Here is a 25636-nt window from a genome sequence, read left to right as displayed (position 1 = left end):
TTGCAGAGGCTCCGGCGTCCATCATCCAGCGGAAAGCTAGAAATGCGATAGCAAAACCGCCGCGGCCCGTTCTGCCGGCGGCATCGCGCGCCAGCTGCACCAGCATTGGAGCGGGGCAGGAGGGCTCAGAGGCCCGTGGCCAGCATCCAGGCCCCGGCGGCGATCAGCCCGGCGCCCGCTATCCGTGCCAGCACCTCGCCATTAGGAAGGTGCTTCTCCGCCAGCACATAGAGCGCCAGACCCGCGATCCAGTAGAGGTTCATCACGCCGCCCGCAAACAGGAGAACCATTAGCACCCAGCAGCAGCCGAGGCAGTAGGTTCCATGGTGGGCGCCCACCAGAGCCGCGCCAGCTGGGCCCTGCCGGCGGTGTGCGGTCAGAAAGTCGACCGGCGACCGGCAATGCGCCAGGCAGGCGCGTTTGGTGGGGGTGAACTGGTAGGCGCCCGCCGCCAGCAGTACCGCCCCCGCGAGGGCACGGTCGCTGAGCGGCATCATCGGGCCCTTTGACAGGCCCGCCGTCTCGAGAAGCCATTGCAAGCCGGTGGCCGCGGCGGAGAAGCCGGCCCAGGCCAGGAGGTAGCCGGACAGGAACAGAAGGCTCAGCGGCGCGGCGCGCGCGGCCTCCGGCCCAGCCCGCTTCACCGCCGCAAACAGCAATAACACGGGTGCCGCGCTGGGGGTCATCATCGCGATCATCATGACCCACCACATCAGGAACACCAGCACGGCATACGAAGGTGTCCAGCCAGGCGGCTGCAAGGCAGAAGCTCCGCCGGCAGGGGAGGCCATGCGCGTCATTTCCAGCGCGCTCATGCCTACGCCCCCGCCGCCGAGCGTGTAGAGCCCGCTTAACAGCACGATCACCCCAGCGGCCGTCAGCACTACGGCGCGGTCGTGCCGGGCCAGCCAGCCCGCCGCACCAGGCGCTCCGGCTGCGCCGGGCGGGCTATCGCGCGAAGCGGCCACGTCTTAAGCAGCGCGTTGCACGCCGTCTCCGGTCAGGTGCAGCTCTGCGATATGGGCGTGGCTGTCAGTGTTGTTCTCAAGGCGGACCGCGGCATTGCGGGTGATGGTGGTGCCGGTGGCAACCTGGGCCTCGGTATATTCGAACCCGTTTTCCAGCATGATGCTGGCGGCATGCGGCTCGCCTGATACAATGTTGGGTATCGGTTTGACCGTGGTCTGGGCAATATCGCCCGCCTTGGCGGTGCCGGTCCGGGTTTCGGGATCGTAGTCGAGCGAGACCGGCCCGGTCAGGGTCTCGTGCTTGGTCGGGCTCATGGTGCTGAAGACGTGGAACATGGTGGCAAATTCCTGCGTGTCCTCGCCGCGGATGATGGCTTCCAGGGCCGTGCGCTGCTCTTCCGAGGCATTCTCGCCGATGATCATCTGCATTTCGCCGTTGCCCTCATGCACCGCGCCGGGCCACTTGTAGATGACGGCGGCCGCGAGGCCGTCCAGCGACACGTCGCCGTGATGGCCCTTCTCGATGCGGAAGGTCATCATCGCTTCGCAGGTTCCGTGGCTGGGCAGCTGCGAGAACTGGCAGGGGCAGCCGGGGACGCAGTTGCAGTTGGAAATGCTTAGTCCGTGAATGGCCCAATCTGTCATGGCAGGTCCTCCCGAGTAATTTGGACAAACGAAACTGCCCGGCGGTCCCCGGGGCGGCCTGCATGGACACGGCAGCGCTCAATGACTTTTTTGGTTGATTGCGGCTGGAGCCGCCGCCGCATTGGCGTTGGTGCCGGTAAACTACCATAAATCAGCGGCAGGTTGAAAAGAAAAAGCCCCCGCCGGCAACCGGGCGGGGGCGTTCATGCGGCGCCGGGATTCAGTGGCCCGCGCTTTCCATTTTGCGGTGCGCGATGACCTCTTCCAGCCAGCCCAGCTTCATTTCGGGCACCGAGCTCAGCAGCAGGTCGGTGTAATCGTCAAACGGTGGCGACAGCACCTCCGACTTGCCGCCGTAGCGCTGCACCCGGCCCTGGTACATCACCGCGATATTGTCCGAGATCGCGCGCACGGTGGCGAGGTCGTGGGTGATGAAGAGATAGGCCACGTCCTCGATCTTCTGCAGCTCCAGCAAGAGCTTCAGGATGCCGTCCGCCACCAGCGGATCGAGCGCCGAGGTGACCTCGTCGCAGATGATCATTTTGGGCTTGGCCGCCAGCGAGCGGGCGATGCAGACGCGCTGTTTCTGGCCGCCCGACAGCTCGGCCGGGTAACGGTCCATGAAACCTTTGCCCAGCTCGATCTCGTCCAGGAGCTCAATGATGCGCTTGCGCTTTTCGGCGCCCTTCATGCCGAAGTAGAACTCCAGCGGGCGGCCGATGATGGTGCCTACCGTCTGGCGCGGGTTCATCGCCACATCCGCCATCTGGTAGATCATCTGCAACTCGCGCAGGTCCTCGCGGGTGCGGCCCTTGAGGTCCGGCGACAGGGTGCGGCCGGCAAAGTGGATCTCGCCCTCGCGCGGCGGCAGCAGGCCGGTGATCACCCGCGCCAGCGTCGATTTGCCGGAACCGGATTCACCCACCACCGCGAGGGTCTGGCCCGGATACAGGTCGACGTTCACATTGTGCAGAACGTCGAAATTTGTACCCTTGTAGCGTGCGGTGATATTGCGCACGCTCAGCACCGGTTCCGCCGAGGGGGCCTTTTCCTCATGCTCGATCGAACGTACCGAGACCAGCGCCTGGGTGTACTCCTCCTGCGGGTTGTTGATGATCTGATCGACGCTGCCGTATTCCACGGTATCGCCCATCTTCAGCACCATGATGTCGTCGCTCACCTGCGCCACCACCGCAAGGTCGTGGGTGATGTAAAGAGCCGCTACGCCGGTGTCGCGGATCGCTTCCTTGATCGCCATCAGGACGTCGATCTGGGTGGTCACGTCGAGCGCCGTTGTCGGCTCGTCAAAGACCACCAGGTCCGGCTCAGGGCAGAGCGCCAGCGCGGTCATGCAGCGCTGCAGCTGGCCGCCGGAGACCTGGTGCGGGTAGCGCTCGCCGATGTTGTCGGGGTCGGGCAGGCCAAGCTTGGCAAAGAGCGCGCGCGCGCGGGCCTCGGCCTCCTTGCGGGAGAACTTGCCCTGTTCGACCGCGGCCTCCACCACCTGGTCCATGATCTTCTTGGCCGGGTTGAAGGAGGCAGCGGCGGACTGCGACACATAGGTGACCTCGCCGCCGCGCAAGCGGCGCACGTCCTTGCGGCTGGTCTTCAGGATGTCGCGGCCGTTGACCCAGACCTCGCCGCCGGTGATCTCCACGCCGCCGCGGCCGTAGGCCATGGAGGCCAGCCCGATGGTGGACTTGCCGGCCCCGGATTCCCCGATCAGCCCCAGCACCTTGCCGGGCGCTAGGTCAAAGCTGACCCCGTGCACGATCTCGATAGGCCTGGGCTTTTCGCCCGGCGGGTAGACGGTTGCGCCGATTTTCAGGTCGCGGACTTTTAGCAGGGCGTCGCTCATCCGCGGCCTCCTTTCAGCGAGGTTGTCCGGTTCAGCACCCAGTCAGCGACCAGGTTGACCGAGATCGCCAGCGTGGCGATGGCAACGGCCGGCAAGAGGGCTGCGGGGATGCCGTAGACGATGCCGTCCTTGTTTTCCTTCACGATTCCGCCCCAGTCGGCTTCGGGCGGCTGCACGCCCAGGCCCAGGAAGGACAGGGTGGAGACAAAGAGCACCATGAAGATGAAGCGCAGGCCCATCTCGGCGACCAGCGGCGACAGCGCGTTGGGCAGGATCTCGCGGAAGATGATCCAGACCGTGCGTTCGCCGCGCAGGCGGGCGGCTTCGACGTAGTCCATCACCTCGATGTCGACCGCGACGGCGCGGGCCAGGCGGTAGACGCGGGTGGAGTCGAGAAGGCCCATCACCAGGATCAGCATGGGAATGGTGACTGGGGTTACCGACAGCACCACCAGCGCGAAGATCAGCGTCGGAATCGACATGATGAGATCGACGAAGCGCGACAGCGTCTGGTCGAGCCAGCCGCCGGCCTCAGCCGCGATGAAGCCCAGCACCGCGCCGGTGGTGAAGGACAGGATCGTCGCCGCGGTGGCAATGAAGATGGTGGTGCGCCCGCCGTAGATCATCCGGCTCAGGAGATCGCGGCCGATGTTGTCGGTGCCAAGCAGATACTCCGCGCTCGAAGGCTCCCAGACGTCGCCCACCACCTCGCCGACGCCGTAGGGCGCCAGCAGCGGGGCAAATATCGCGGCCAGGAAGTAGAGTGCGGTAAAGAACAGCCCGATGAGGGCGGAAATGGGGATATTCTTCATTTCGGATGCCTCAGGCGCGGGTTCGACAGGATGGCGACGATATCGGCAATCATGTTGAGCCCGATGTAGACGGCAGCGAAGATCAGCCCGCAGGCCTGCACCACCGGCACGTCGCGCTTTGAAACGTGGTCAACCAGATACTGGCCCATGCCGGGGTAGACGAACACCACCTCGATCACCACGACGCCGACCACCAGATAGGCGAGGTTCAGCATCACCACGTTGACGATCGGCGCGATCGCGTTCGGGAAGGCATGGCGGTAGATCACCTGGAAGGCGTTGAGGCCCTTGAGTTCGGCGGTCTCGATATAGGCCGACTGCATCACGTTGAGGATTGCGGCCCGCGTCATCCGCATCATATGCGCGAGCACCACCAGGGTGAGCACGGCAATCGGCAGCGCGATGGAGTTGAGCTTCTGCCAGAGCGTCATGCTGTCGTTGATCATGGCGACCGAGGGGAACCAGCGCAGCTGCACGGCGATAACATACATCAGCACGTAGCCGATCAGGAACTCCGGGATCGAGATCGACGCCAGGGTGACGCCCGAAATCAGCTTGTCGGGCCAGCGGTCCTTGAAGCGCACGGCCAGAAGGCCGAGGAAGATCGCCAGCGGCACGGCCACGACGGCGGCCCAGAAGGCGAGGAAAAGAGTGTTCTTGAACCGGTCGGCCAGCGCGTCGGCAATGTCCTGGCCGCTGGTCAGCGCGGTGCCAAGATCGCCCTGCAAGGCGCCGAACAGCCAGGAAAAATAGCGCTGCAGCGCTGGTTCGTTCAGCCCCAGCTCAGCGCGCAGGTTCGCCAGCGCTTCGGGGGTTGCGCCCTGGCCGAGGATGGATTGGGCGACGTCGCCGGGCAGGATCAGCGTGCCCGCGAAAATCACCATCGAAATCAGCAACAGAAGAAGGAGGCTCAGCGCAATGCGCTGAGCCAGAAGGCGGACAACTGGGGACATGTTAGGCCGCAACCCACATTTTCATCGGAGCGTAGAGGTCCATCAGGTCAAAGCCCTTATGGTTCTCGACCCAGCCCGCCAGCCGGTCTGAGGTGGCGCCGATGAAGTCGTTGAACATCGGGCAGATCAGCCCGCCTTCGTCGCGGATCATGGTGGAGAGGTCGGCGTACATCTGGGTCCGCTTGGCCTCGTCCAGCTCGCCGCGCGCCGCCACCACGAGCTGGTCGAACTGCTCGTTGAAGAAGCGGGTGTCGTTCCAGTCCGCAGTCGACAGGTAGGCGGTCGACAGCATCTGGTCCTGGATCGGGCGGCCGCTCCAGTAGCTGGTGCAGAAGGGCTGCTTGTTCCAGACTTCGGACCAGTAGCCGTCGCTCGGCTCCCGTTTGATGTTCAGCTTGATCCCCGCCTTTGCGCAGGACTGCTGGAACAGCGCCGAAGCATCTGGTGCCCCCGGGAACGAGTTGTCCGAGGTGCGCAGCAGGATCTCGCCGTCATGGCCGGACTTGTCAAAGTGGAACTTGGCCTTGTCCGGATCGAATTCGCGCTGCTCGGCTTCGGTGAACAGCGGGTAGGAGGCGTTGATCGGGCTGTCGTTGCCGATCGAGCCGTAGCCGTGCAGGATCTTGTCGACCATCTCCTGCCGGTCCATCGCGTATTTCAGCGCCAGCCGCAGGTCGTTGTTGTCAAACGGCGCCGTGTTGCAATGCATGATGAACACGTAGTGGCCGGGGCCGGCAGTGGAGCGCACGTTGATGCCCGGAGCGCGGTCGACCAGCTTGGCGGTGCGCGGCGGCACCCGGTCAATCATGTCGACCTGGCCCGACTGCAGCGCCGCGACGCGGGCGGTGTCATCGTTGATGATGAGGACTTCGATTGTGTCGGCGTGGCCCAGTTCGGGATCCCAGTAGTTCGGGTTCTTCTCGGCCACGAAGCGCACGCCCATGTCGACGTCCTTCAGCACGTACGGCCCGGTGCCGATTGCCGCCGCCGGATCGTCCTTGCCGCCATTGGGCTGGATCAGCAGGTGGTAGTCGGTCATCAGGTAGGGCAGGTCGGCGTTGGGCGTCTTCAGCTCGATGATGAAGTCGTTGCCCTCGGCCCGCATTGCCGCGATGTCGCGCAGCAGACCCAGCGCACCCGATTTGGTGTCCTCGCCCGAGTGGCGCTCGATGGTGGCGAGCACGTCCTCGGCGGTCACGGTCTTGCCGTTGGAAAAGGTGACGCCGTCGCGGATCTTGAAGGTCCAGGTCTTGGCGTCGGCCGAGGCCTCAACGCTTTCGGCCACTTTCGGCTGCAGCCCGCCATCCGGCGCCAGAGCCATCAGCGGCTCGCCCCACAGCTTGCTGACCATGGTCATCGCGGTGTTGGTGGTGGTTGCCGGGTCCAGGCTGTCGGTGGTGCTGCCGCCCTGGATCGCGGCCTTGATGGTGCCGCCCTTCTGCGGACCGGCTGCCTGCACTGCATTTGACATCAGCAGGTTTGCGGATACCGCGGTGAAGCCCAGTGCGGCTGCCTTGCCGAGGAAGGCGCGGCGGGACAGTTTGCCCGCGGCCGCCTGGCTGGCCAGATACTGGATATAGTCGCTCATGGAGTTCTCCCAATTGGTGTGCGGTGCTGTCAGCACTCATTTTCTTGATTGGTCTTTCAAGATTTGCGCATTTGCAGCAGCCTCGCAAGATTTATTCGCGGGCTCCGGCGGCAGGGAATGTGCCGCCGGCCCAAGGCCCCAAGACGGGTGTCGCCTTTCTTTGGCGGTGTGCCGCTTTTGGGCTCATAGCGCTTTACAAATCAAAAATATCTCAAGAATGCGACCAGAAAATTTTTTGGCTGAGGAATGCCGTCTTTTGCGCTGTATTTGGCGCTCCGGTCAGGAGGGCTGACCCACTTTCCGGAAGAATCATATTGCTGAGCGGGGTTCGTTTTCTTTTTGCGAGTGCTGCCAAGCCGCGCCGCCTCGCCGTGGCGGAATTGCCCCGGCGATGCACGGAGGACCGGCGGGCCTGTTCCGCGCCGCGGCCAATCCCCATCGGGATTGTTTGTCCTGCACCGCAGGCCGGCCTTCGGGCGCACATGCTCACTCTGCGGCGGTGTCGATCCAGATGGTGACCGGCCCGTCGTTCACCAGGCTCACCTGCATGTCGGCGCCAAAGCGCCCTTTCGCCGTCCTGATCCCCAGCCCCTGCAAGGCGGCAGCGAAATGTTCGTAAAGCCTCTCACCATCGGCCGGAGGCGCCGCGGCAGAAAATCCGGGCCGGTTGCCGCGCCGGGTGTCAGCCGCAAGGGTGAACTGGCTCACCGCCAAGACGCTGCCGCCGATTTCCAGAACCGAGCGGTTCATCTTGCCCGCCTCGTCCTTGAAAATGCGCAGCTTGGCGATCTTGGCGGCCAGTTGTTCCGCTTCCCCGGTGCCGTCCCCCGCCATGGCGCAGACTAGCACCATCAGGCCAGGGCCGCATTGGCCGATGACCTCTCCTTCAACAGACACCGAGGCTTCCCGGACCCGTTGCACCACTGCGCGCATGCCGCGTTCCTTTCTCTGAATTCTTGCACCAGACTGACGCCGCTGCGGCGCGCGTGCAAGCCGCGGCGATGCGGGGCACCGGGCGCAGGGCGGCGCAATGGGGGGGCAGGGCGGAATCCGCCTGCGTTCATGTCCGGCCCCGCCGCCCTGGCGCACGCGGCCCTGGCCTGACGGCGTTCAGAGCGGCCCGCCCGCCATTTCGCGTGCTTCACCCATCAGTTCACGGGCAATGGCGCGCACAAGCGGGCGCGCCTCATCCGCGCTCATCCCCGGGGACAAGCGCGGGTCATACAGTATCCGCAGCAGCTTCTCGTCAAAGCTGGTCAGCAGCGCAAATTCGTCATCGTCGTTGAAGATCGAAGGCCGCGCGCGCGGGCTGTCGTTCCGCAAACCCAGCCCCTGCGCCACTTCCTCATGCACGCAGCTCTTCCGCACCAGATCGGGGTGTTCGGCCCGGATCAGCGCAACACCACGGCTGTAGGTGAACGGGTCGCTCTTGGGTCCGCCCGCCACCACCAGACAGTAATAACTGCGCGGCGGCGCCGCCAGCAGCGCAAGCTCCCGCGCGCCGAGACCCGGCAGCAGCTCGCGCACCCGCTCGGCGACAAAGGCGCTGTCGTCGAGGCTGGCGAACAGGACATGGAAATTGGTCCGGCCCGGAGCGGCGCTGACAGGGTGGCCGGTGATCCGCGCCAGCCGCGCCGCATAGTCCCGAAGCATGACGCGGTCGGCGGCGCGCCGTGCAGGCGGCACTGAGGGTCCAAACTCCGCTGCGATCCGCACCGGCCCGGCCCAGCGGCCCAGCCCGCCGGAAAGCCCGTTGCCGCCGTATTCGTCATAGAAGGCCAGCGCCTCGAAGCTCTCCGCCAGATCCTCCGCATCGAAGGGTGTGTCCGGGCCGCCGCCATCGGTGCGCAGCAGCCCGCGGGTCAAGAGGTCGCGTTCCAGAACGCGGTAGTACTGCGTTAGCTCCTGGCTGTCGGCAGAAGGGGCGGGTGCCTCCGGGACCAGCGCGGCGGGCCGCGGCCGCGGCACCAGCGACTGCCGCTGCCCCTGAGGCACACATGCCGCCGCCACGGCCAGAAGGCCGCAGAGCAGCCCGGCGCGTACGGCCGGGTTAGACCGGCGGGAACGGCCGGGGCGGTAATGGCAGGAGCAGGGTCTGCGCGGGCGGGCCGCAGGAAGACGCATGTGCCGCATCACGCGTTCAGCCCGTCCGAGCGGATGCGGCGGTCAAATGCTGGGCAGTTGCAACTGGCGGCATGCGCGGTCCCCCTCAAGCACAATCGGTGTCCTGAAGGGAACCCTAGGAGAAGCCGGGCGCCCATGCCAGTGCCAAAGCGGGCTCGCGGGCGGCGCGGGGTATCAGCCCGCGGGCGAACGGGCGGCGCCGGGTATCAGCCGCGGCGCGGCTTGCCGGGGCGGCCTTTCGGCGCGCCGGTGGAACTGGAGCTGCTGCCGCGCGGTCCGGACGCTTTGCCGCGGCCGGGCGCGCCGGGTTTCTGGCCTGCTGTCAAACCGGGCTTGCCGCTGGACCCGGCTCCCGGTTTGCTGCTTGCGCGCGTGCCGAATGTCTTGCCAGCCCCGGCGGCAGGCCCTGCGCCGGCACTCTTGCCAGAGCGCGCGCCCGGCTTGCCTGCGGGTTTTGCGCCCGGCCGGCCGGCCGGCTTGCCCGCGGAACTGGTGCCGGGTCTGGCCGCCGGCTTCCCGCCGCGGCTGCGCACCGGGCGGCTGGCGGGCGTCTCGTCCGGTTTCTCGAGACCGAGCTGGTCGCGCACAACCTTGGGGCGCAGCTCCTCGACTTCGCCGGGCTTCAGGCTGCCGAGCTGGAACGGCCCGTAAGACAGCCGCAACAGCCGGTTCACGCTGAAGCCGATGTCTTCCATCGCGCGGCGGATCTCGCGGTTCTTGCCCTCGCGCAGCCCCACGGTCAGCCAGGCGTTAGCACCCTGCTGGCGGTCGAGCGTCACCGTCATCGGCTGGAACCGCTCGCCTTCGATCACCAGCCCCTTGCGCAACGGCTCGAAATCCTCGTCCTTCGGGCGGCCATTGATGCGCACCCGGTAGCGGCGCAGCCAGCCGGTCGAAGGCAGCTCCAGCTTGCGTTTGATGGCGCCATCGTTGGTGAGCAGCAGCAGGCCTTCCGAGTTGAGATCGAGCCGCCCGACGGTCATTACCCGCGGCAGATCGTCGGGCAGCTCGTCGAATATCGTCTTGCGGCCCTTCTCGTCGCTGGTGGAGGTAACCAGGCCAATCGGCTTGTAGTACATCCACAGCCGCGGCGCCTCAGCTTCGGGCAGGGGCTTGCCATCGACCAGGATACGGTCCCTGGCGGTCACATTCAGCGCGGGGCTGGTGATGGTCTCGCCGTTCACCGCGACGCGGCCCTCGGCGATCATGCGCTCGGCCTCGCGGCGCGAGGCGACGCCGGAGCGGGAGAGAACCTTGGCGATACGGTCGCCCTCAGGCGCCTGGCCTGCGGGAGAGCCCTTGGGGGATGCGGGTGCTTTGCTCATGCTGCGTGCCATAGAGCATTCCGGCGGCTTGCGAAAGCGGGCAATCGCGGGCAGGAAGGGTGCAGAGAGGGCCGGACACTGGCAGGCGTGGCGCCGGGCAGAACCTGGCACTTTGAAATCTTCGGACACCGGGGAGCGCATGGCTTTCAAATCGCACATGGACAAAGCGCTGGCAGAGGCGCGGGAGGCGGCGGACCGCGGCGAGGTTCCCGTTGGCGCGGTGCTCATCGCGCCGGACGGGCGGGTGGCCGCGTTCGCAGGCAACCGCACCCGGGAGCTGAACGACCCCACCGCGCACGCCGAGATCCTGGCGATCCGCGAAGCCTGCGCCGCACGCGGCAGCGAGCGGCTCGCCGGCTACGACCTCTATGTGACGCTGGAACCCTGCGCCATGTGCGCCGCCGCCATCGCCGCCGCCCGTATCCGCCGGGTCTACTACGGCGCCGCGGATCCGAAGTCCGGCGGGGTGGCGCATGGCGCCTGCGTCTTTTCCCACCCGCAGGCGCATCATGCTCCAGAAGTCTATGACGGCATCGCTGAGGCCGAAGCCGCGGCGCTCCTTAAGGATTTCTTCGCGGGCAGGAGGTAACCCGGTTTGGCCGCTTCGCCGCAACCCTCCGGAGCCCTGCTTGCGGAATTCGGCGTGTCGGGACCCGAGTTCCTGGCGGAAACACCGATTGCGCGGCTCTGGCGTGTGACCCGTGCCGGCGGCGGCCCGGCTGTCCTGAAAGTCTACAGGGGCGGGCAGATGGGCAGCGAAGAGGCTGGGTTCGGCTATTTGCGGCAGGCGCCGCAGGCGCAGGCCGCCCAAGTGTACTCGGTGAACTCCTGCGCAGCCTTGGTCGAGTGGCTGCCTGGGCCCTCGCTTGGCGATATCGCCCGCAGCGGTGACCTGCGGCATGCGGACAGCCAGCTGTTGCAAACTGCCCGTTCACTGCATGCCGGCTCCAGCGGGGAGAAGGCGTCTTTCCCGCCGCTCGAAGACCGCTTCAGTGCCCTGCGCGCCTTCCATCGGGACAGCCTGCCGCCGGGCTCCCTGCGCGACGGGCTGGAGCAGGGCCGCGGCTTGCTCCTCGGCCTGCTGGCAACCCAGACGGACGCCTGCGCGCTGCATGGCGACCTCCATCATGAAAACGTCCGGCTCGGCCCGCGCGGATATTGCGCCTTCGATGCTAAGGGGCTGTGGGGTGAACCGGGCTACGAGCTGGCAAACGCCTTCCGTCACCCCAGGGGCTGCCGGCGCGGGCTCGATAGCCCGGAAGTGATCCGCCGCCGGGCCGGCCAATGGTCTGCGGGGCTTGGCTGTTCTGCCAGGCGCCTGCTGGCCTGGGCCGCGGCCAAATGCGCCCTGTCGATTGTCTGGCGTCTCGGGGAACCTTTGGCCGCCGGACCGGACACGGACCTGCTTACGGCGCTTCTTCAAGCGTATTCTGAAAGGGAGTGATTACTTTGGCTGAACTTTATACCGCCCCTGATGGCCATCCCCGCTGTGCCTGGAGCGCCTCGGCCCCGGACTTCCTGCGCTATCATGACGAGGAATGGGGCTATCCGGTGGACGGCGACATCCGCCTGTTCGAGAAGATCTGTCTGGAAAGCTTCCAGTCCGGCCTCAGCTGGCGCACCATCCTGGACAAGCGCGAAAACTTCCGTGCCGCTTTTGCCGGCTTCGACTACACCGTGATGGCAAAGTTCGGTCCGGAGGATGTCGAACGGCTCCTGCAGGATAAGGGCATCGTCCGCCACCGCGGCAAGATCGAGGCGGTGATCAACAATGCCGCCCGTGCGCAGGAGCTGGTCGCGGAGGCGGGCTCACTCGCCGCTTTCTTCTGGAGTTTCGAACCCAGGCCGGAAGACCTGCCCGAGCCGCAGACTGCCTCCACCTGTCCCGAATCTGTGGCGCTCTCCAAGGCGCTGAAGAAACGCGGCTGGAAGTTTGTCGGCCCCACCACGGTTTTTGCCTTCATGCAGGCAATGGGGCTGATCAACGATCACGCCCGCGGCTGCCTCTGCCGCGGGACGGCGGCTGCAGCGCGGGCTGGCTTCACCGTTCCACGCTTGAAATCTGCAACCTGAAGCGCCGCCGCGCCGGGCCGCGAAGCCCGGCGCCCGGCCCAACGGGAGCGGATCTGCAATGCAGATCAGGTGACGGGCGGGAGTATCCTGCTGCCGCCACCCGGGGGGCGGCGTTCAGATCTCGATCGCTTTCATCACCTCGGGCTCGATCACCTGCGTCCCGGGCAGCCCCTCGATCAGGTCCCTTGCATCCTGCTCCAGCACCGGGAAGCTCTTGTAGTGGCAGGGGATCACTGTCTTGAAGCTGAAATAGCGCTTCGCCGCATATGCGGCCTGCTTCATGTCCATGGTGAAGTGGCCGCCCGCTGACAGGATGCCCACGTCCGGCTTGTAGTAGTCACCCATCCACTCCATGTCCGCCATCAGCGCGGTGTCGCCGGAGATGTAGATGGTCTTGCCCTCAGCCATCAGCATGTAGCCGACTTCCGAACCACCGGTGCGCAGCCCGTCCTGGGTGCTGAAGGTGGAACTGTGCGAGGCGGGCACCATGGCAAGCTGCACGCCGCCGAGATCGACCGTGCCGCCCTTGTTAAAGCCGATGGTCTCGACCTCCTCGGTCTCGCCCCAGAAGCCCATCATGTCGTACTGCCCCACTACCGGCACCTCCAGCCGCTTGGCGAGCGGAAGCACGTCCACCACGTGATCGAAATGCACGTGGGTGAGGATGATATGGGTCGCCCCTTCCACCGCGGCCTCGTGCTGCTCCTGCGGGAGTACCGGGTTGCCGCTCAGCCAGGGGTCGAGCAGAAGCACCTTGTCCCCGGTCTCGAAACGGAAACTGCCGTGGCCCAGCCAGATCACCTTCATGGTCTTTCTCCCCGATTGCCGGCGCCGCGGCGCCCCGGACCCAGCCTAGCAGCCCGGCGCGGAAAGAAAATGCGGCGCCGGGCAAAAAATTGCGGCGCGCAGGAACCGCTGCCTGCCAAGACTGCAGGGGGAAGCGGGCAGCGGGCGGCCAGCAGGCTTGCGGCCCGGGCGGTGCGGCGGTAAATGCCTCTGTAACACGAGATGAGGGTTTCCATGTCGATTGACCAAAGCACCGCCGCCAAGGTGGCCAAACTGGCCCGGATCAAGGTCGAGGATGACGCGCTCCCGGCCCTGGCCGCCGAGTTCAACACCATCCTGGGCTTCATCGAGCAGCTGAACGAGGTCGATGTCGAGGGCGTCGAGCCGATGACCTCGGTCACCCCGCAGCGCCTGAAGCGCCGCCAGGATGTGGTCACCGACGGCAATCAGCAGGACAAGGTGCTGTCGAACGCGCCGGACGCCCGCGAAGGCTTCTTCGCGGTGCCGAAAGTGGTGGAATAAGCAGCCCTCCGCACGCTGCCTGCCAGGCGGCTGCCGCTGCAGACGGGCATTGCCCAAGGAAATTTGCCCAAGAGAGGCGATGATATGACCGAACTCAACAAATTGACCCTGGCAGAGGCCCGCGACGCGCTGCGCAAAGGCGACACCACATCGGTGGAGCTGACCGAAGCCTGCCTGAAAGCGATCGGCGCGGCGGATGCGCTGAACGCGTTTGTGCACAAGACGCCGGAAATCGCGCTGGAGCGTGCCAAATCCGCGGATGCGCGGATCAAGGCGGGCAGTGCACCCTCGATGTGCGGTCTCCCGGTCGGCATCAAGGACCTGTTCTGCACCAAGGGCGTGCCGTCGCAGGCCGCCTCCGGCATCCTCGAAGGCTTCAAGCCCGAGTATGAATCTACCGTGTCCCAGCAGCTCGCCGATGCAGGCGCAGTGATGCTTGGCAAGCTGAACATGGACGAGTTTGCCATGGGCTCGTCCAATGAGACCTCGGTCTACGGCAACGCGGTCAACCCCTGGCGGCGGGGCAATGATGAGGCGCAGCTGACCCCGGGCGGCTCCTCCGGCGGCTCCGCGGCTGCGGTCGCCGCTGACCTCTGCCTTGCAGCCACCGGCACCGACACCGGCGGCTCGATCCGCCAGCCCGCGGCGTTTACCGGCACCGTCGGCATCAAGCCGACCTACGGGCGCTGCTCGCGCTGGGGGATTGTCGCCTTTGCCTCTTCCCTGGACCAGGCGGGCCCGATGACCAAGACGGTGCGCGACGCGGCGATCATGCTGGAAGCAATGTGCGGACACGACCCCAAGGATTCCACCAGCGCTGACCTCGCGGTGCCGGATTTCGAGGCGATGCTGACCGGCGACATCAGGGGCAAGAAGATCGGTATCCCGAAGGAATACCGCATGGAGGGCATGCCCGCCGGGATCGAAAAGCTCTGGGCCGACGGTGCCGAGATGCTGAAGGCTGCGGGTGCCGAGATCGTCGACATCTCGCTGCCGCACACCAAGTATGCGCTGCCCGCCTATTACGTGATTGCCCCGGCCGAAGCGTCCTCCAACCTCGCACGGTATGACGGCGTGCGCTACGGCCACCGCGCCGCGCTGGAGGCCGGAGACGGCATTACCGAGATGTACGAGAAAACCCGCGCCGAGGGCTTCGGCCACGAGGTGCAGCGCCGGGTGATGGTCGGTACCTATGTGCTCTCGGCGGGCTTCTACGACGCCTATTACAACCGCGCCCGCAAGGTGCGCACGCTGATCAAGAAAGACTTCGAGGACGTCTTTGCCGCGGGCGTCGACGCGATTCTGACCCCGGCCACGCCTTCCGCCGCCTTTGGCCTTGGCGAGATGACCGAAGCCGACCCGGTGCAGATGTACCTGAACGATGTCTTCACCGTGACAGTCAACCTGGCGGGCCTGCCGGGTGTGGCGGTGCCGGCGGGGCTCAACAGCCAGGGTCTGCCGCTGGGTCTGCAGCTGATCGGCAAGCCCTGGGAAGAGGGCGATCTGCTGAACACCGCCTATGCGCTGGAGCAGGCAGCAGGATTTGTGGCCAAACCGCAGCAATGGTGGTAAACCGCCGTCCGGCCTAACCTAGGGCCTTACATAGAGCAGAGCTGACAGGTGATACCCATGCGAGCATTCCTCTCCCTTGCCGCCGCAGGCAGCCTCCTTGCCGTGGCGGCCTGCGCACCGGCAGTGCCGGACAGTGCCGCAGGCGTCGGGCTGGACGGCGATCCCTTTGCCACTCCCCCGGCTGCCGGCACGACCATCACTGGCGCGCCGCTGGCGGCACCCGCGCAGATCTCCAGCGAGCCGCTGACAGCGGATGGCGGGGCAGGGGCCAGCACGGCCCCCGGCCGCTATGCCTCTACCGCCTCGGCCAGCAGCGACGACATCGCCCGCGAAGCCGCCGCCGCGCTGGCGGCTTCACGCGCCAACTCCGGGGAAGCCCTGCTGCAGGCTGGCCCCTCCAACCCGCCGCCGCCGCTTTCCGCCACCCGCGCGATTTCGGATGAGAACGACTTCGAGGCGGTCGCAGCCCGGCAGACGATCGAAAGCGATGCCGCCCGGCTGGAGCGGCAGCGCGCCCAGTATGAGGAAATCCCCCCCGAAGCCGTGCCGGTCCCGGAGCGCGAGGGCAGCAGCGCGCCGAACATCGTGAAATTCGCACTCAGCACCAGCAACCCCAAGGGCGTGCGCCTCTACAGCCGCACTGGCTTCAATCTGCAGGCGCGCCATACCCGCAATTGCGCGGAATTTGCCTCCGCCGACCGCGCGCAGGAAGCCTTCCTGGAAGCCGGCGGCCCGGAGCGCGACCGCAAGGCGCTGGATCCTGACGGCGACGGCTTTGCCTGCGGCTGGGATCCCGCGCCCTACCGGCGCGCGGTGCAAACCGCTGGCAATGGCTGACCAGCCCGGCGCCCGCTGGCACCCGAGCCCGAACCACGGGCCCCGCAGGGACGGTCTGACGCCGTCCCTGATCGTTTTGCACTATACCGCGATGGACAGCGCCGAAGCCGCACTCGCGCGGCTCTGCGACCCGCAGGCCGAGGTTTCGGCGCATTACCTGATTGGCGGCGACGGCACGCTTTGGCAGCTGGTGCAAGAAAACGCCCGCGCCTGGCACGCCGGCGCAGGCGAGTGGCACGGCAAGGCTGACATCAACTCCCGCTCCATCGGCATCGAACTCGATAACACCGGTAACCACCCGTTCAGCGAACCGCAGATGGAACGGCTGGAGGTGCTGCTGGCAGGCATCATAGCGCGCTGGGGAATCGCTCCGGAGGGGGTGATCGGACACTCCTGCATGGCGCCCGGCCGCAAGTCCGACCCTGGGCCGCGATTCGACTGGCGGCGTTTGGAGCGCCAGGGCCTGGCCGCCCGGACAGCCACTCGGGCGCCGGTTGCGCACGGGGACGCCGCCGCTTTCCGGGAAGCCGCCCGCGCTGCGGGTTTCACCGCCGCGGCGGATGACTCCTCCCTGCTGGCAGCTGTCCGCCTGCGTTGCCGCCCGTGGGGCAGGGGGCCGCTTGCCGCGGCCGATTTTGCGTCTCTGAACTGCTCCGCTCAGCCGGAATGACGGGAAGCGAGGCTCTGCCTCGCGCTCCGGGATACTTTCAGCAAGAGGAAGGAAGATGTATTCCTCCCTTCGCTGCAAAGCCCCTGATCTGCAAGCCAAAGCTTGACGAAACCGCCGTCTGCGCATAGGTCCCGGGAGCGCAGAAGGCTGGACGGCCGCGGGGAGTGCAAGCTTCGCGAGGAAAGTCCGGACTCCATGAAGCAACGGTGCCGGGTAACGCCCGGGCGGGGAGACCCGACGGAAAGCGCCACAGAAAACAGACCGCCCGCCGGCCCTGCGGTTCGCCAAGGGATCAGCCCGCGCGGGTAAGGGTGAAACGGTGGGGTAAGAGCCCACCGCGCCCCTGGCAACAGGGGCGGCACGGCAAGCCCCACCGGGAGCAATGCCAAATAGGGCCCCCGCGCGGGCAGGTCCCGGGCAGCCGGGAAACCGCCGCTAGGCGCGCTTCAGCCGAGAGGGGCCGGGTTGGCAGCTTGAGCGGTGCAGCGATGCACCGCCTAGATGAATGGCCGTCGAACCCGGGATCACGGTCCCGGGGGGACAGGATCCGGCTTACAGGCCTTCTGCGCGTCTGCCCCGGGCTCCCGCCTGATGGCGGGTCGGGACCTGATCCAGGCGGCTGCCGGGCGATTGTTGCCTCATGGGTGGTTTTTCCCGTCCGCAGCCTATTGACACAGGCGCGGGGCACGGTAAAAGCCGACGCTCAGATAGGAATTTACCGAAAGGCCCCTGCCTTTCCGGACGCAGGAGAACCACCATGGCGAAGCCGACGACCATCAAGATCCGCCTGAACTCGAGCGCGGGCACGGGCCACTTCTACGTGACCAAGAAGAACGCGCGCACCATGACCGAGAAAATGGTCGTGCGTAAGTACGACCCGGTCGTGCGCAAGCATGTCGAGTACAAGGAAGGCAAGATCAAGTAATCCTTGATCGCCTGACCGAGATTGAAGAGGGGTTCCGCCGCTGCGGGACCCTTTTTCTTTGGGCGACCAGGCCAGCTGCCGGAACCCGCCCGGCCCGCCTGGCCGGATTTTTCATCAAATGCCGGGGGATTTGCGGCCCGCATGAGCGGCCTTCGGCACAGTCCTGCCGCATTTGGCCGCTAACGTGAAACCTGTTGTTAAAGGGTTTGTCCGGGGCGGGTTCTCCATGCGGTTTGTGTTGATCGGTGCGGTGTTGGCCGGGGTTGCGGTGCCCGCCTCCGGCGCGCGGGAATCGGTGGCAGTCCCATCGCCGCCGCAGGTTCTGGAGCAGCCGCTGGCGGCGGCTTCCGGCGGTACTGCAGGCCTGCCGCTGCTGCCGAAGAGCGGTCAGGCGGGACCGGCTGCAAGCGGACAGGCGCGGGTCTGGCAGTTCCGCCATGGCGGGCAGCTCCTGGAGCTGACGGTGGTGCAGGCTGAGGGCGCAGGCCTCGCGGTGCTCAGCATGCCGGAGAGCGCGTCCGGGGCGATGCTTCCCGTGGTGTCGGAGGCGGTCTTCCGAGAGGCCGCGGACAAGGCGTCCGGCTGCCAAGCCGAAGGCCCGGTGCGGCCGGTGGCGAGCCGCCGCGGCACGGTGGCGCTGTCGGCGGCACTGAACTGCCGGAAGACGCGCTGAGACACGCGCGAGTAGCGGTCTGCACGCAGATAGCAGTCAGGCGCACACAGGCGCGTACAGGCCGCGCCCGGAGATCAGCGCCAGTAAGGGGCCGCCAGCGGGGTTGGGGCGGCCCCTTTTCTGTGGGGGCAGGCTGCCTTAGCGGCGCGCTTCTGCCATCGTCAGCACCGGTTCCAGCCCCATGCTCTGCATCAGCGCGGCGGAGGCGGTGTTGAAGGGAGCGTAGGTGGTGGCGATCACCGTGATGCCGCGCGCCGCGGCGCGGGCCTTCATCTCCGCCATCAGTGCCCGGGCGATGCCCTGGCGGCGCTGCGTCTCCGCCACTGCGATGTGCTGCAGCATGATCCGCGTTTCCGCCGCGCGCACGGGCAGGGCGGGGCGCGCCTCCACCGTGAAGATCAGGTAGCCCGACAGCCTGCCCTGCGGGTCCTCGGCGGCGAGGGCGCAGGTGTCCTCCTGGCTCAGCCAGTCCGTGAGCCAGGCGGCCAGCGCGTCGTCCTCCGGCTCTGCCAGGTGGCGCGCGGGCTGGTGTGCGACGTGCAGCGCGTGAAGTTCTTTCAGGAGCGGCAGCAGGCGCGGGGCCTCGCCGGGTGGGGTATCAGCGGTCTTCATAGGGGCAATCCCCGTGTCAAAAAGGTATGTGGTGTCTGAAATGCAAAAGGGGCGGGTCCTTTGGACCCGCCCCTTGGAGATTGATAGCCCCGGATGTGCGCTTATTCGCGGTTGCCGAGCAGCTGGAGCAGGAACATGAACATGTTGATGAAGTCCAGGTAGAGGCTCAGCGCGCCCATGATCGCGGCTTTGCCCAGCCACTCCTGGTCGCCCGAATGCGCCATCTGCAGGTAGGTGTTCTTGATGTTCTGGGTGTCATAGGCGGTGAGGCCCGCGAAGATCAGAACGCCCAGCACCGAGATTGCAAAGGCCATGGCGGAGGACGCCAGGAAGATGTTGACCACCGATGCCACCAGCAGGCCGATCACGCCCATGATCAGGAAGGTGCCCATGCCGGACAGATCCTTCTTGGTGGTGTAGCCATAGAGCGACAGGCCGGCAAAGGCGATCGAGGTCACCAGGAACACCTGCACGATGGATTCGCCGGTGAAGACCAGGAAGATCGAGCTGATCGACAGGCCCATGACAGCGGCGAAGGTGTAGAACACCAGCTGCGCGGCGGCAGCCGACAGGCGGTTCACGGCGGCGCCGAAGCCGAACACGAAGGCGAGCGGCGCGAACATGATCACCCACTTCAGCGGCGAGGCATAAATCGCGTGCCCGAAGCTGGTGAGGTACTTGTCCGCGCTCAGCTGGGCCACGGCGTTGCCCGGGTCAGTGGTGACGGCCAGGCCCGAGATCGCCCAGGCGGCCAGGAAGGTAATGAAGGTGCCCACGGACATGGTGCCGTAGACTTTGTTCATATGGGCCCGCAGGCCCTCGTCGATCTGCGCGGCGCGGGTGCCGGCAGCAGACCGGATGGTGTCGAATTGTGCCATACCGATGGTCTCCGTGAATGTCTCCCTCACTGCTTGGGCCCGCCCGAAGGCAGGCCGCTGGCAGCGTTCCCGCTAAATATCGGGTGAAGCGCCCGGCTGTTCAAGTATTTAAGCGCAGTTGAACGCGGATATTTGGAGCCTTTCGGACCCCCCGTTGGCGCGGCTTCTCAGCTTTGGCCCCTGGGGAGGGCAGGTCAGCGTCGGCCCTCGCGGATGGCCAAGCGCCGCCGCGGGGGCGGCGGCGCCTGGCGGGGCCGCGGCGGATCACCGCAGCCAGTGGTCCGGCGCGCTCCAAAAAGCGCGGCGCGATTCCTCCTCCGCCTCGGAGCGGGTAAGACCGATGTCTTCCAGCGCGCGGGCATCGAGCCGGGCCAGCTGGCGGCGTGACCGCCAAACAGCGAGGTGCAGCTTTAACCGGTCGAGCAGCCCTGGGCGGATCGCGGCGACAGGCGGGCAGGGGAGCGGGCGGGTGTGTGGAGCGGTGGTCATAACATCTATCCTTCAGTGGGGGTTGTGATGCTTCCCTCTTGGGTGATCAATTGTGTTGATGAATATGCGCGCTCGTGGCATATATTGAAAACGAATGTTTTTGATCCTAACCATCAGGGGCTGTGATGGCACGCAATCTCGATATCACCACGCTGCGGTCTTTTGTGGCTGTGGCCGACCATGGCGGTGTGACCCGCGCCGCAGGCTTCCTGCACCTGACGCAATCGGCAGTGTCGATGCAGTTGAAACGGCTGGAGGAGCTCCTGGGGCTCGCGCTTCTGGACCGCTCCGGGCGCGGCATCGCGCTCACTGCGGCGGGTGAGCAGCTCCTGGGCTACGCCCGCCGCATCGTGGCGCTCAACGACGAGGTGATCGGGCGGCTGACCGATCAGGCCTTCGAGGGCGAGGTGGTGCTGGGGGTGCCGCATGACGTGGTGCACCCCGTCATCCCGCAGGTTCTGAAGCGTTTCAACGTCAGCTTCCCGAGGGTGAATGTTAACCTCGTGACTTCCAACACCCGGGAGCTGAAGGCCGGATTCGCCAAGGGCAGCTACGACCTGGTGCTCACAACAGAGACCGGCTCCGGGGAGGCCGAGGGCGGCGAACCGATACATACCTTGCCGCTGTGCTGGGTCGGGGCACCCGATGGTTCGGTCTGGCGGCAGCGGCCTCTGCGGCTTGGTTTCTGCCGCAACTGCAGCTTCCGTCCGGTGGCCACCGCGGCGCTGGATGCGGCCGGTATCAAGTGGGAGATGGCGCTCGACAGCGATTCAGACCGCACTGTGGAGGCGACGATCAGCGCGGATCTGGCGGTCGGTGTGCTGCTCGAGGGCACCCAGCCCGGCTATCAGGAACTGATCGAGCACGGCGGGGCACTGCCGCCGCTGCCCGTGCAGCACATAAACCTCTACGGCTCCGACCGGATGCGGGCGCCCTATGTGGGCGAGCTCGCCCAGGTGATCCGCCAGGGCTTCGACAGTCTGCGCCGGGTGCCCCTGAGAGCCGCGAGCTGAGGCGTGCCGCCCAGCCCAAGGCAAGCGGCGCGCCTTTGAGGTAACGGCGGGCGCGAGGGCTTCGCCGGGGCCATTCGCCTCCCGCCGCGGCCGCTGTCAGCCGTCCTCCTGCATGGTGATAACCACCTTGCCGGTCGATTTGCGGCTGCGCAGCAGTTCCAGCCCTTCGCCCGCCCGTTCCAGCGGCAGCAGGTGGCTGATATGCGGCTTGATGCGGCCGTCGCCGTGCCAGGCAAACAGCGTCTCCAGCGAGCCGCGCACCACCTCCGGGCGGAACTTCATGTAGCCGCCGAGGTAGAAGCCGATCACGGTCAGGTTCTTCACCAGGAGGTGGTTGGCCGGGATCTGCGGCACCTCGCCGCTGGCGAAGCCCACCGGCAGGAGACGCGCGCCCGGGTTGGCGGCGCGGAACGCGGCCTTCCAGACATCGCCGCCCACCGCGTCATAGATCACGTCGGCGCCGCCCAGATCCTTAACCGCCGCGCGCAGGTCCTCACCGGCATCTATCAGGTGGCTGGCGCCCGCGGCCTTGGCCACCTTGAGCTTCTCCGGACCGCGCGCCTGGGCGATCACGCGGGCGCCCATCATCGCGCCGATCTCCACCGCGGTCAGCCCAATGCCGCCTGCGGCGCCGGTGACCAGCAGTGTCTCGCCCTTCTGCAGCCGCGCGCAATGATCCAGCGCGACGTGGCTGGTGCCGTAGGCGATCTGCAGCGCGGCGGCGTGCTCGAAGCTCATCGCATCCGGGATCTTCACCAGCCGCGAGGCCTCGAATACCGCTTCTTCGGCCAGCCCGCCCTGGCCGCTGAAGGCGGCCACCCGGTCGCCCGGGGCAAACTCAGTGACTCCCCCGCCGGTAGCGGTGACGATCCCTGCCGCCTCCAGCCCCAGGGTAAAGGGCGGCTCCGGGGTGTCCTGGTAGCTGCCCTTCATCATCAGCAGATCGGCAAAGTTCAGCCCGCAAGCGCGTACCTCCACTGCCACTTCGCCGGGACCGGGCGGCGGGCAGCGGATTTCCGCCAGCTCAGGCGGCTGGCCAAAGGCGGTTATTTGATAAGCGCGCATATTCTCTCCTCACCTAATGCGGGAATCAGGGCGATTCGCCGGGCCACTCTGAGGGCCCCCCGAAACCGGAAACACCTCGCTATTTCTGGGGAGGTAGGCGATCAGCAGGCAGTTGGCAATAAAACATTTAAAAAAATGATACATGAAATCATGGTGTTGACCCTGCGGCGGCAGGCGCGGGCGATGGCAGTCTTGAATTCAATCGCAAGGGTTGTACTATTTTCAAAGGGGTTGACCCCGGAACGCTCAGATGGGGAAGCTTGCTCGTGGCATATGATGGGATGCGCCGGGTCAAGGTGTTGGATTTAGGGGCGCTTCGGGCTGCAGCCTGAATTTCAGACTTAGGAGAAACGCATGGCTCATCCCGTAGACGTGCACGTGGGAAAGCGCATTCGTCACCGCCGCTGGCTTATCGGCATGACACAACAACAACTTGCCGAACAGGTGGGCATCAAATTTCAGCAAATCCAGAAGTATGAGACCGGTGCAAACCGCGTCAGCGCCTCCCGGCTGTGGGACATTTCCGACGCCCTCGACGTGCCGGTGAGCTTTTTCTTTGAAGGCCTGCAGGACGACGCCAAGGCGCCCGCCGACAAGGCTGCCGTGCCCGAGGATCTGATGGGCGACAAGGAAGCACTCGACCTGGTCCGCTCCTACTATGCGATCCCTGAGAACCAGCGCCGCCGCTTGTTCGAGCTGGCGCGGGTGCTGAGCGACGCCGCCTGAAATCAGCGTTAGAGCCTGGCCGTACCCCGGCCCGCTCGGTGGCCCGTATTGCAGGGTTTCACAGCGGGTCCGGAGACACGGCTGCGGCATCGGCCGGCCGCCGTCATGCTGCCGGTATTTGTTGAACGGGGATCTGCCCGGACCGTGAAAAGGCGGCCGGGCATATTTTGCCTGACCAGCTGACAGGCGGAAGCGGCCGGATGTCTTCGCTCTTGAAAATCCGGCTGAGCAATGGCACCCGTGTCAAAATGACAGACACCGCTTTCACCGATCTCGAGGTGGCCCACCGGATGGCCGATGCCGCGCGCGCGGCCATCCTGCCGTATTTCCGGGCCGAGGGGCTGGAGGCGGAAAACAAGCGCAGCGCGGGTTTCGACCCTGTCACCGCCGCCGACCGCGCCGCTGAAGAAGCAATGCGCGCGGTGCTGGCGGAGCTGCGCCCGCGGGACGCGATTCTGGGCGAGGAATTCGGCGCCGCCGCGGGCAGCAGCGGCCGCACATGGGTGCTGGACCCGATTGATGGCACCCGCGCCTTCCTCAGCGGCACCCCGACCTGGGGGGTTCTGATTGCGCTCGCCGACCACACCGGGCCGGTGCTCGGCGTGATCGACCAGCCCTACACAGGCGAACGTTTTACCGGTGCGCCGGGAGTCGCCATGATGACCGGGCCGCTGGGCGAGCGGAGCCTTCGCGCCCGCCCCGCGCGGCCCTTGGAGGAGGCAATCCTCTTCACCACCTTCCCGGAAGTCGGCACCCCTGCCGAACGTGCCGCTTTCGAGCGCGTTGCCGCCGAGGCACGGCTCACCCGCTATGGCACTGATTGCTATGCCTATGCGCTGCTTGCGGCCGGGCAGATCGACCTGGTGATCGAGGCCGGGCTCAATGCATATGACATCCAGGCCCCGATCGCGGTAATCGAGGCGGCGGGCGGTATCGTCACCGACTGGCAGGGCGGCCCGGCGCATGATGGCGGCCAGGTTCTGGCGGCTGCCAATGGGGATATTCACGCGGCTGCGTTGAAACTGCTTCAAAAAGAGTGAGACTTGCCGCGGCGGCGGGCGGGCGCTAGCTTGCCATCAAGCCGGTTCTTGTGCCCGTTTTCCGCCGGCCTTGCACACATTCCAACGAAACGGGCTGATCCTGGAGTGTGTGACTATGACTGAATTCCTGATCCAGAACGCCGGTACCATCCTTACCATGGATGACAACCGCAGGGTGCTGCATGACGCCGATGTGCTGATCCGCGGCGGCCGGATTGCCGAAGTGGGGCAGGGGCTGAAGACCGCGGGCGAGACGATCTCCGGCCGCGGCTGCGTCGTGACGCCGGGGCTGGTGAACACCCACCACCACCTCTATCAGAACCTCACGCGCGCGGTGCCGGGCGCGCAGGATACGCTGCTGTTCGGCTGGCTGCAGCGGCTCTACCCGATCTGGGCACGTTTCGGACCGGAGGAGATGTTCGTCTCCGCCCAGCTTGGGCTTGCAGAACTGGCACTGTCGGGCTGCACGCTCAGTTCCGACCATCTTTATCTCTACCCTAACGGCGCCCGGCTGGAAGACACCATCGAGGCGGCGCGCGAGGTGGGCCTGCGCTTCCACCCGACCCGCGGCGCGATGAGCATCGGCGAAAGCGACGGCGGCCTGCCGCCCGACAGCCTGGTCGAGAACGAGCGCGCCATTCTCGACGACATGATCCGGGTGGTGGATGCCTTCCACGACTCTTCCGAAGGCTCCATGTGCCGCGTCGGCCTTGCGCCTTGTTCGCCGTTCTCCGTCAGCCGCGAACTGATGCGCGATGCGGCCCTCTTGGCCCGCGACAAGGGCGTGATGCTGCACACTCACCTGGCGGAGAACGACGAGGATGTTGCCTATTCCGAGGCGCAGTTCGGCTGCCGTCCCGGGCAGTACGCCGAGGAACTGAGCTGGACCGGCGATGACGTCTGGCATGCGCATTGCGTGAAGCTGAACCCGCAGGAAATTGATCTTTTTGCCAGAACCGGCACCGGCGTGGCGCATTGCCCGTGCTCGAACTGCCGCCTTGGCAGCGGTATTGCGCCGGTGCGCGCGATGCGCGATGCGGGGGTGCCGGTGGGACTGGGGGTGGATGGCTCCGCCAGCAACGATATGGCCAGCCTCAGCGGGGAGGCGCGCCAGGCGCTGCTGCTGCAGCGGGTGGCCAATGGCGCCGACGCGATGAGCGCTTATGAGGCGCTGGAGATCGCAACCCGCGGCGGCGCCGATGTGCTGGGCCGCCCAGACTGCGGACGTCTGCAGCCCGGCAAGCGCGCCGATATCGCGGTCTGGGACACTTCCGGAATCACCTCCAGCGGCAGCTGGGACCCGGCGGCGCTGCTGCTGGCCGGGCCTGCGCAGGTGAAGCACCTCTTCGTCGAGGGCAAGCAGATCATCCGCGGCGGCGAGATTACCACCCTCGACCTGCCGCGCCTGATCGAACGGCATGGCAAGCTGGCGCAGGCGCTCGCATCATCTTGTTAGGGATTCCGTCCGATTCCGCCTGAAAC

The 25636-nt window shown here is 66.3% G+C and carries 27 protein-coding genes and 1 other RNA gene; 14 read left to right on the top strand and 14 right to left on the bottom strand.

Annotated elements, in window-relative coordinates; translation table 11 throughout:
• Positions 1-125: 125 nt before the first annotated feature.
• From ACOHWE_RS05070 to ACOHWE_RS05030, 9 genes are all read right to left on the bottom strand, one after another.
• Positions 126-968, bottom strand: a complete 843-nt coding sequence (locus ACOHWE_RS05070) for a DUF2182 domain-containing protein (RefSeq protein WP_420664608.1) — start codon at positions 966-968, stop codon at positions 126-128.
• 3 nt (positions 969-971) lie between these two features.
• The gene (locus tag ACOHWE_RS05065; protein WP_420664606.1) at positions 972-1613 is read right to left on the bottom strand and encodes a DUF1326 domain-containing protein; all 642 of its coding nucleotides are present in this window, start codon (positions 1611-1613) and stop codon (positions 972-974) included.
• A 220-nt stretch (positions 1614-1833) separates the two neighbouring features.
• The gene (locus tag ACOHWE_RS05060; RefSeq protein ID WP_420664604.1) at positions 1834-3471 is read right to left on the bottom strand and encodes an ABC transporter ATP-binding protein; all 1638 of its coding nucleotides are present in this window, start codon (positions 3469-3471) and stop codon (positions 1834-1836) included.
• Positions 3468-4283: an ABC transporter permease gene (locus ACOHWE_RS05055; protein WP_420664603.1), complete on the bottom strand. Its 816-nt coding sequence runs from the start codon at positions 4281-4283 to the stop codon at positions 3468-3470. The genes ACOHWE_RS05060 and ACOHWE_RS05055 overlap by 4 nt, the downstream gene beginning before the upstream one ends.
• The gene (locus ACOHWE_RS05050) at positions 4280-5236 is read right to left on the bottom strand and encodes an ABC transporter permease (protein WP_420664602.1); all 957 of its coding nucleotides are present in this window, start codon (positions 5234-5236) and stop codon (positions 4280-4282) included. Before ACOHWE_RS05050 ends, ACOHWE_RS05055 begins: the two co-directional genes overlap by 4 nt.
• 1 nt (position 5237) lies before the next feature.
• Positions 5238-6824: an ABC transporter substrate-binding protein gene (locus ACOHWE_RS05045; protein WP_420664601.1), complete on the bottom strand. Its 1587-nt coding sequence runs from the start codon at positions 6822-6824 to the stop codon at positions 5238-5240.
• 486 nt (positions 6825-7310) lie between these two features.
• On the bottom strand, positions 7311-7757 hold the full coding sequence (gene dtd, locus ACOHWE_RS05040) for a D-aminoacyl-tRNA deacylase (protein ID WP_420664599.1): 447 nt from the start codon (positions 7755-7757) through the stop codon (positions 7311-7313).
• A gap of 177 nt (positions 7758-7934) precedes the next feature.
• On the bottom strand, positions 7935-8819 hold the full coding sequence (locus ACOHWE_RS05035) for a DUF2927 domain-containing protein (protein ID WP_420664598.1): 885 nt from the start codon (positions 8817-8819) through the stop codon (positions 7935-7937).
• 335 nt (positions 8820-9154) lie between these two features.
• On the bottom strand, positions 9155-10273 hold the full coding sequence (locus ACOHWE_RS05030; protein ID WP_420664596.1) for a pseudouridine synthase: 1119 nt from the start codon (positions 10271-10273) through the stop codon (positions 9155-9157).
• Between the two features lie 139 nt (positions 10274-10412).
• On the opposite strand from ACOHWE_RS05030, the gene ACOHWE_RS05025 reads away from it, so the two are divergent.
• The 3 genes from ACOHWE_RS05025 to ACOHWE_RS05015 are packed head-to-tail and all read left to right on the top strand — an operon-like array spanning position 10413 to position 12346.
• Positions 10413-10862 carry a nucleoside deaminase gene (locus ACOHWE_RS05025; protein ID WP_420664594.1) on the top strand — a complete coding sequence of 150 codons (450 nt, stop codon included), beginning with the start codon at positions 10413-10415 and terminating at the stop codon, positions 10860-10862.
• A 6-nt stretch (positions 10863-10868) separates the two neighbouring features.
• Positions 10869-11717 (top strand): aminoglycoside phosphotransferase family protein, encoded by an 849-nt coding sequence (locus ACOHWE_RS05020; RefSeq protein ID WP_420664593.1) that lies wholly within the window; start codon positions 10869-10871, stop codon positions 11715-11717.
• Between the two features lie 5 nt (positions 11718-11722).
• Positions 11723-12346 (top strand): DNA-3-methyladenine glycosylase I, encoded by a 624-nt coding sequence (locus tag ACOHWE_RS05015; protein WP_420664591.1) that lies wholly within the window; start codon positions 11723-11725, stop codon positions 12344-12346.
• Between the two features lie 114 nt (positions 12347-12460).
• Here ACOHWE_RS05015 and ACOHWE_RS05010 read toward each other — a convergent pair whose 3' ends face one another.
• Positions 12461-13153: a metal-dependent hydrolase gene (locus ACOHWE_RS05010; RefSeq protein WP_420664589.1), complete on the bottom strand. Its 693-nt coding sequence runs from the start codon at positions 13151-13153 to the stop codon at positions 12461-12463.
• 213 nt (positions 13154-13366) lie between these two features.
• Between ACOHWE_RS05010 and gatC the strand changes: the two genes are divergently transcribed.
• From gatC to ACOHWE_RS04975, 7 genes are all read left to right on the top strand, one after another.
• On the top strand, positions 13367-13654 hold the full coding sequence (gene gatC, locus ACOHWE_RS05005; RefSeq protein WP_420664587.1) for an Asp-tRNA(Asn)/Glu-tRNA(Gln) amidotransferase subunit GatC: 288 nt from the start codon (positions 13367-13369) through the stop codon (positions 13652-13654).
• 84 nt (positions 13655-13738) lie between these two features.
• On the top strand, positions 13739-15226 hold the full coding sequence (gatA, locus tag ACOHWE_RS05000) for an Asp-tRNA(Asn)/Glu-tRNA(Gln) amidotransferase subunit GatA (RefSeq protein WP_420664586.1): 1488 nt from the start codon (positions 13739-13741) through the stop codon (positions 15224-15226).
• 57 nt (positions 15227-15283) lie between these two features.
• Positions 15284-16063, top strand: coding sequence for a hypothetical protein (locus tag ACOHWE_RS04995; protein ID WP_420664585.1), 780 nt, complete (start codon positions 15284-15286; stop codon positions 16061-16063).
• Positions 16056-16733, top strand: a complete 678-nt coding sequence (locus ACOHWE_RS04990; RefSeq protein WP_420664584.1) for an N-acetylmuramoyl-L-alanine amidase — start codon at positions 16056-16058, stop codon at positions 16731-16733. The genes ACOHWE_RS04995 and ACOHWE_RS04990 overlap by 8 nt, the downstream gene beginning before the upstream one ends.
• Positions 16734-16872: 139 nt before the next feature.
• Positions 16873-17304, top strand: an RNA gene (gene rnpB, locus ACOHWE_RS04985) — RNase P RNA component class A.
• A gap of 186 nt (positions 17305-17490) precedes the next feature.
• Complete coding sequence (rpmG, locus tag ACOHWE_RS04980) at positions 17491-17658, top strand: 50S ribosomal protein L33 (protein WP_008554190.1); 168 nt, start codon at positions 17491-17493, stop codon at positions 17656-17658.
• Between the two features lie 226 nt (positions 17659-17884).
• Entirely contained in the window at positions 17885-18331 is a 447-nt protein-coding gene (locus tag ACOHWE_RS04975) for a hypothetical protein (protein ID WP_420664582.1), read from the top strand.
• A gap of 138 nt (positions 18332-18469) precedes the next feature.
• Here ACOHWE_RS04975 and ACOHWE_RS04970 read toward each other — a convergent pair whose 3' ends face one another.
• The 3 genes from ACOHWE_RS04970 to ACOHWE_RS04960 form a co-directional block, all read right to left on the bottom strand.
• A complete protein-coding gene (locus ACOHWE_RS04970) occupies positions 18470-18943 on the bottom strand; it encodes a GNAT family N-acetyltransferase (protein WP_420664581.1) in 474 nt (157 codons plus the stop codon).
• Positions 18944-19044: 101 nt separating this feature from the next.
• The gene (locus ACOHWE_RS04965; protein WP_420664579.1) at positions 19045-19821 is read right to left on the bottom strand and encodes a Bax inhibitor-1/YccA family protein; all 777 of its coding nucleotides are present in this window, start codon (positions 19819-19821) and stop codon (positions 19045-19047) included.
• Positions 19822-20085: 264 nt separating this feature from the next.
• A complete protein-coding gene (locus ACOHWE_RS04960) occupies positions 20086-20310 on the bottom strand; it encodes a DUF1127 domain-containing protein (protein ID WP_420664578.1) in 225 nt (74 codons plus the stop codon).
• Positions 20311-20435: 125 nt separating this feature from the next.
• Here ACOHWE_RS04960 and ACOHWE_RS04955 point away from each other — a divergent pair, with 125 nt between their 5' ends.
• The gene (locus ACOHWE_RS04955) at positions 20436-21323 is read left to right on the top strand and encodes a LysR family transcriptional regulator (protein WP_420664576.1); all 888 of its coding nucleotides are present in this window, start codon (positions 20436-20438) and stop codon (positions 21321-21323) included.
• A gap of 96 nt (positions 21324-21419) precedes the next feature.
• On the opposite strand, the gene ACOHWE_RS04950 is transcribed toward ACOHWE_RS04955, so the two are convergent.
• Positions 21420-22388, bottom strand: a complete 969-nt coding sequence (locus ACOHWE_RS04950) for an NADPH:quinone oxidoreductase family protein (RefSeq protein ID WP_420664575.1) — start codon at positions 22386-22388, stop codon at positions 21420-21422.
• Between the two features lie 354 nt (positions 22389-22742).
• Here ACOHWE_RS04950 and ACOHWE_RS04945 point away from each other — a divergent pair, with 354 nt between their 5' ends.
• The 3 genes from ACOHWE_RS04945 (at position 22743) to ACOHWE_RS04935 (ending at position 25610) form a co-directional block, all read left to right on the top strand.
• Positions 22743-23114 (top strand): helix-turn-helix domain-containing protein, encoded by a 372-nt coding sequence (locus tag ACOHWE_RS04945; RefSeq protein WP_420664574.1) that lies wholly within the window; start codon positions 22743-22745, stop codon positions 23112-23114.
• A gap of 248 nt (positions 23115-23362) precedes the next feature.
• Positions 23363-24154, top strand: coding sequence for a histidinol-phosphatase (gene hisN / locus ACOHWE_RS04940; protein ID WP_420664572.1), 792 nt, complete (start codon positions 23363-23365; stop codon positions 24152-24154).
• Between the two features lie 115 nt (positions 24155-24269).
• Entirely contained in the window at positions 24270-25610 is a 1341-nt protein-coding gene (locus ACOHWE_RS04935; protein WP_420664570.1) for an 8-oxoguanine deaminase, read from the top strand.
• Positions 25611-25636 lie beyond the last annotated feature (26 nt).

Source organism: Cribrihabitans neustonicus (genome assembly GCF_048820895.1).
GTDB lineage: Bacteria > Pseudomonadota > Alphaproteobacteria > Rhodobacterales > Rhodobacteraceae > Cribrihabitans_A > Cribrihabitans_A neustonicus.
The sequence above is the reverse complement of the archived record's forward strand: the minus strand, read 5'-3'. Positions and strand labels throughout refer to the sequence as shown.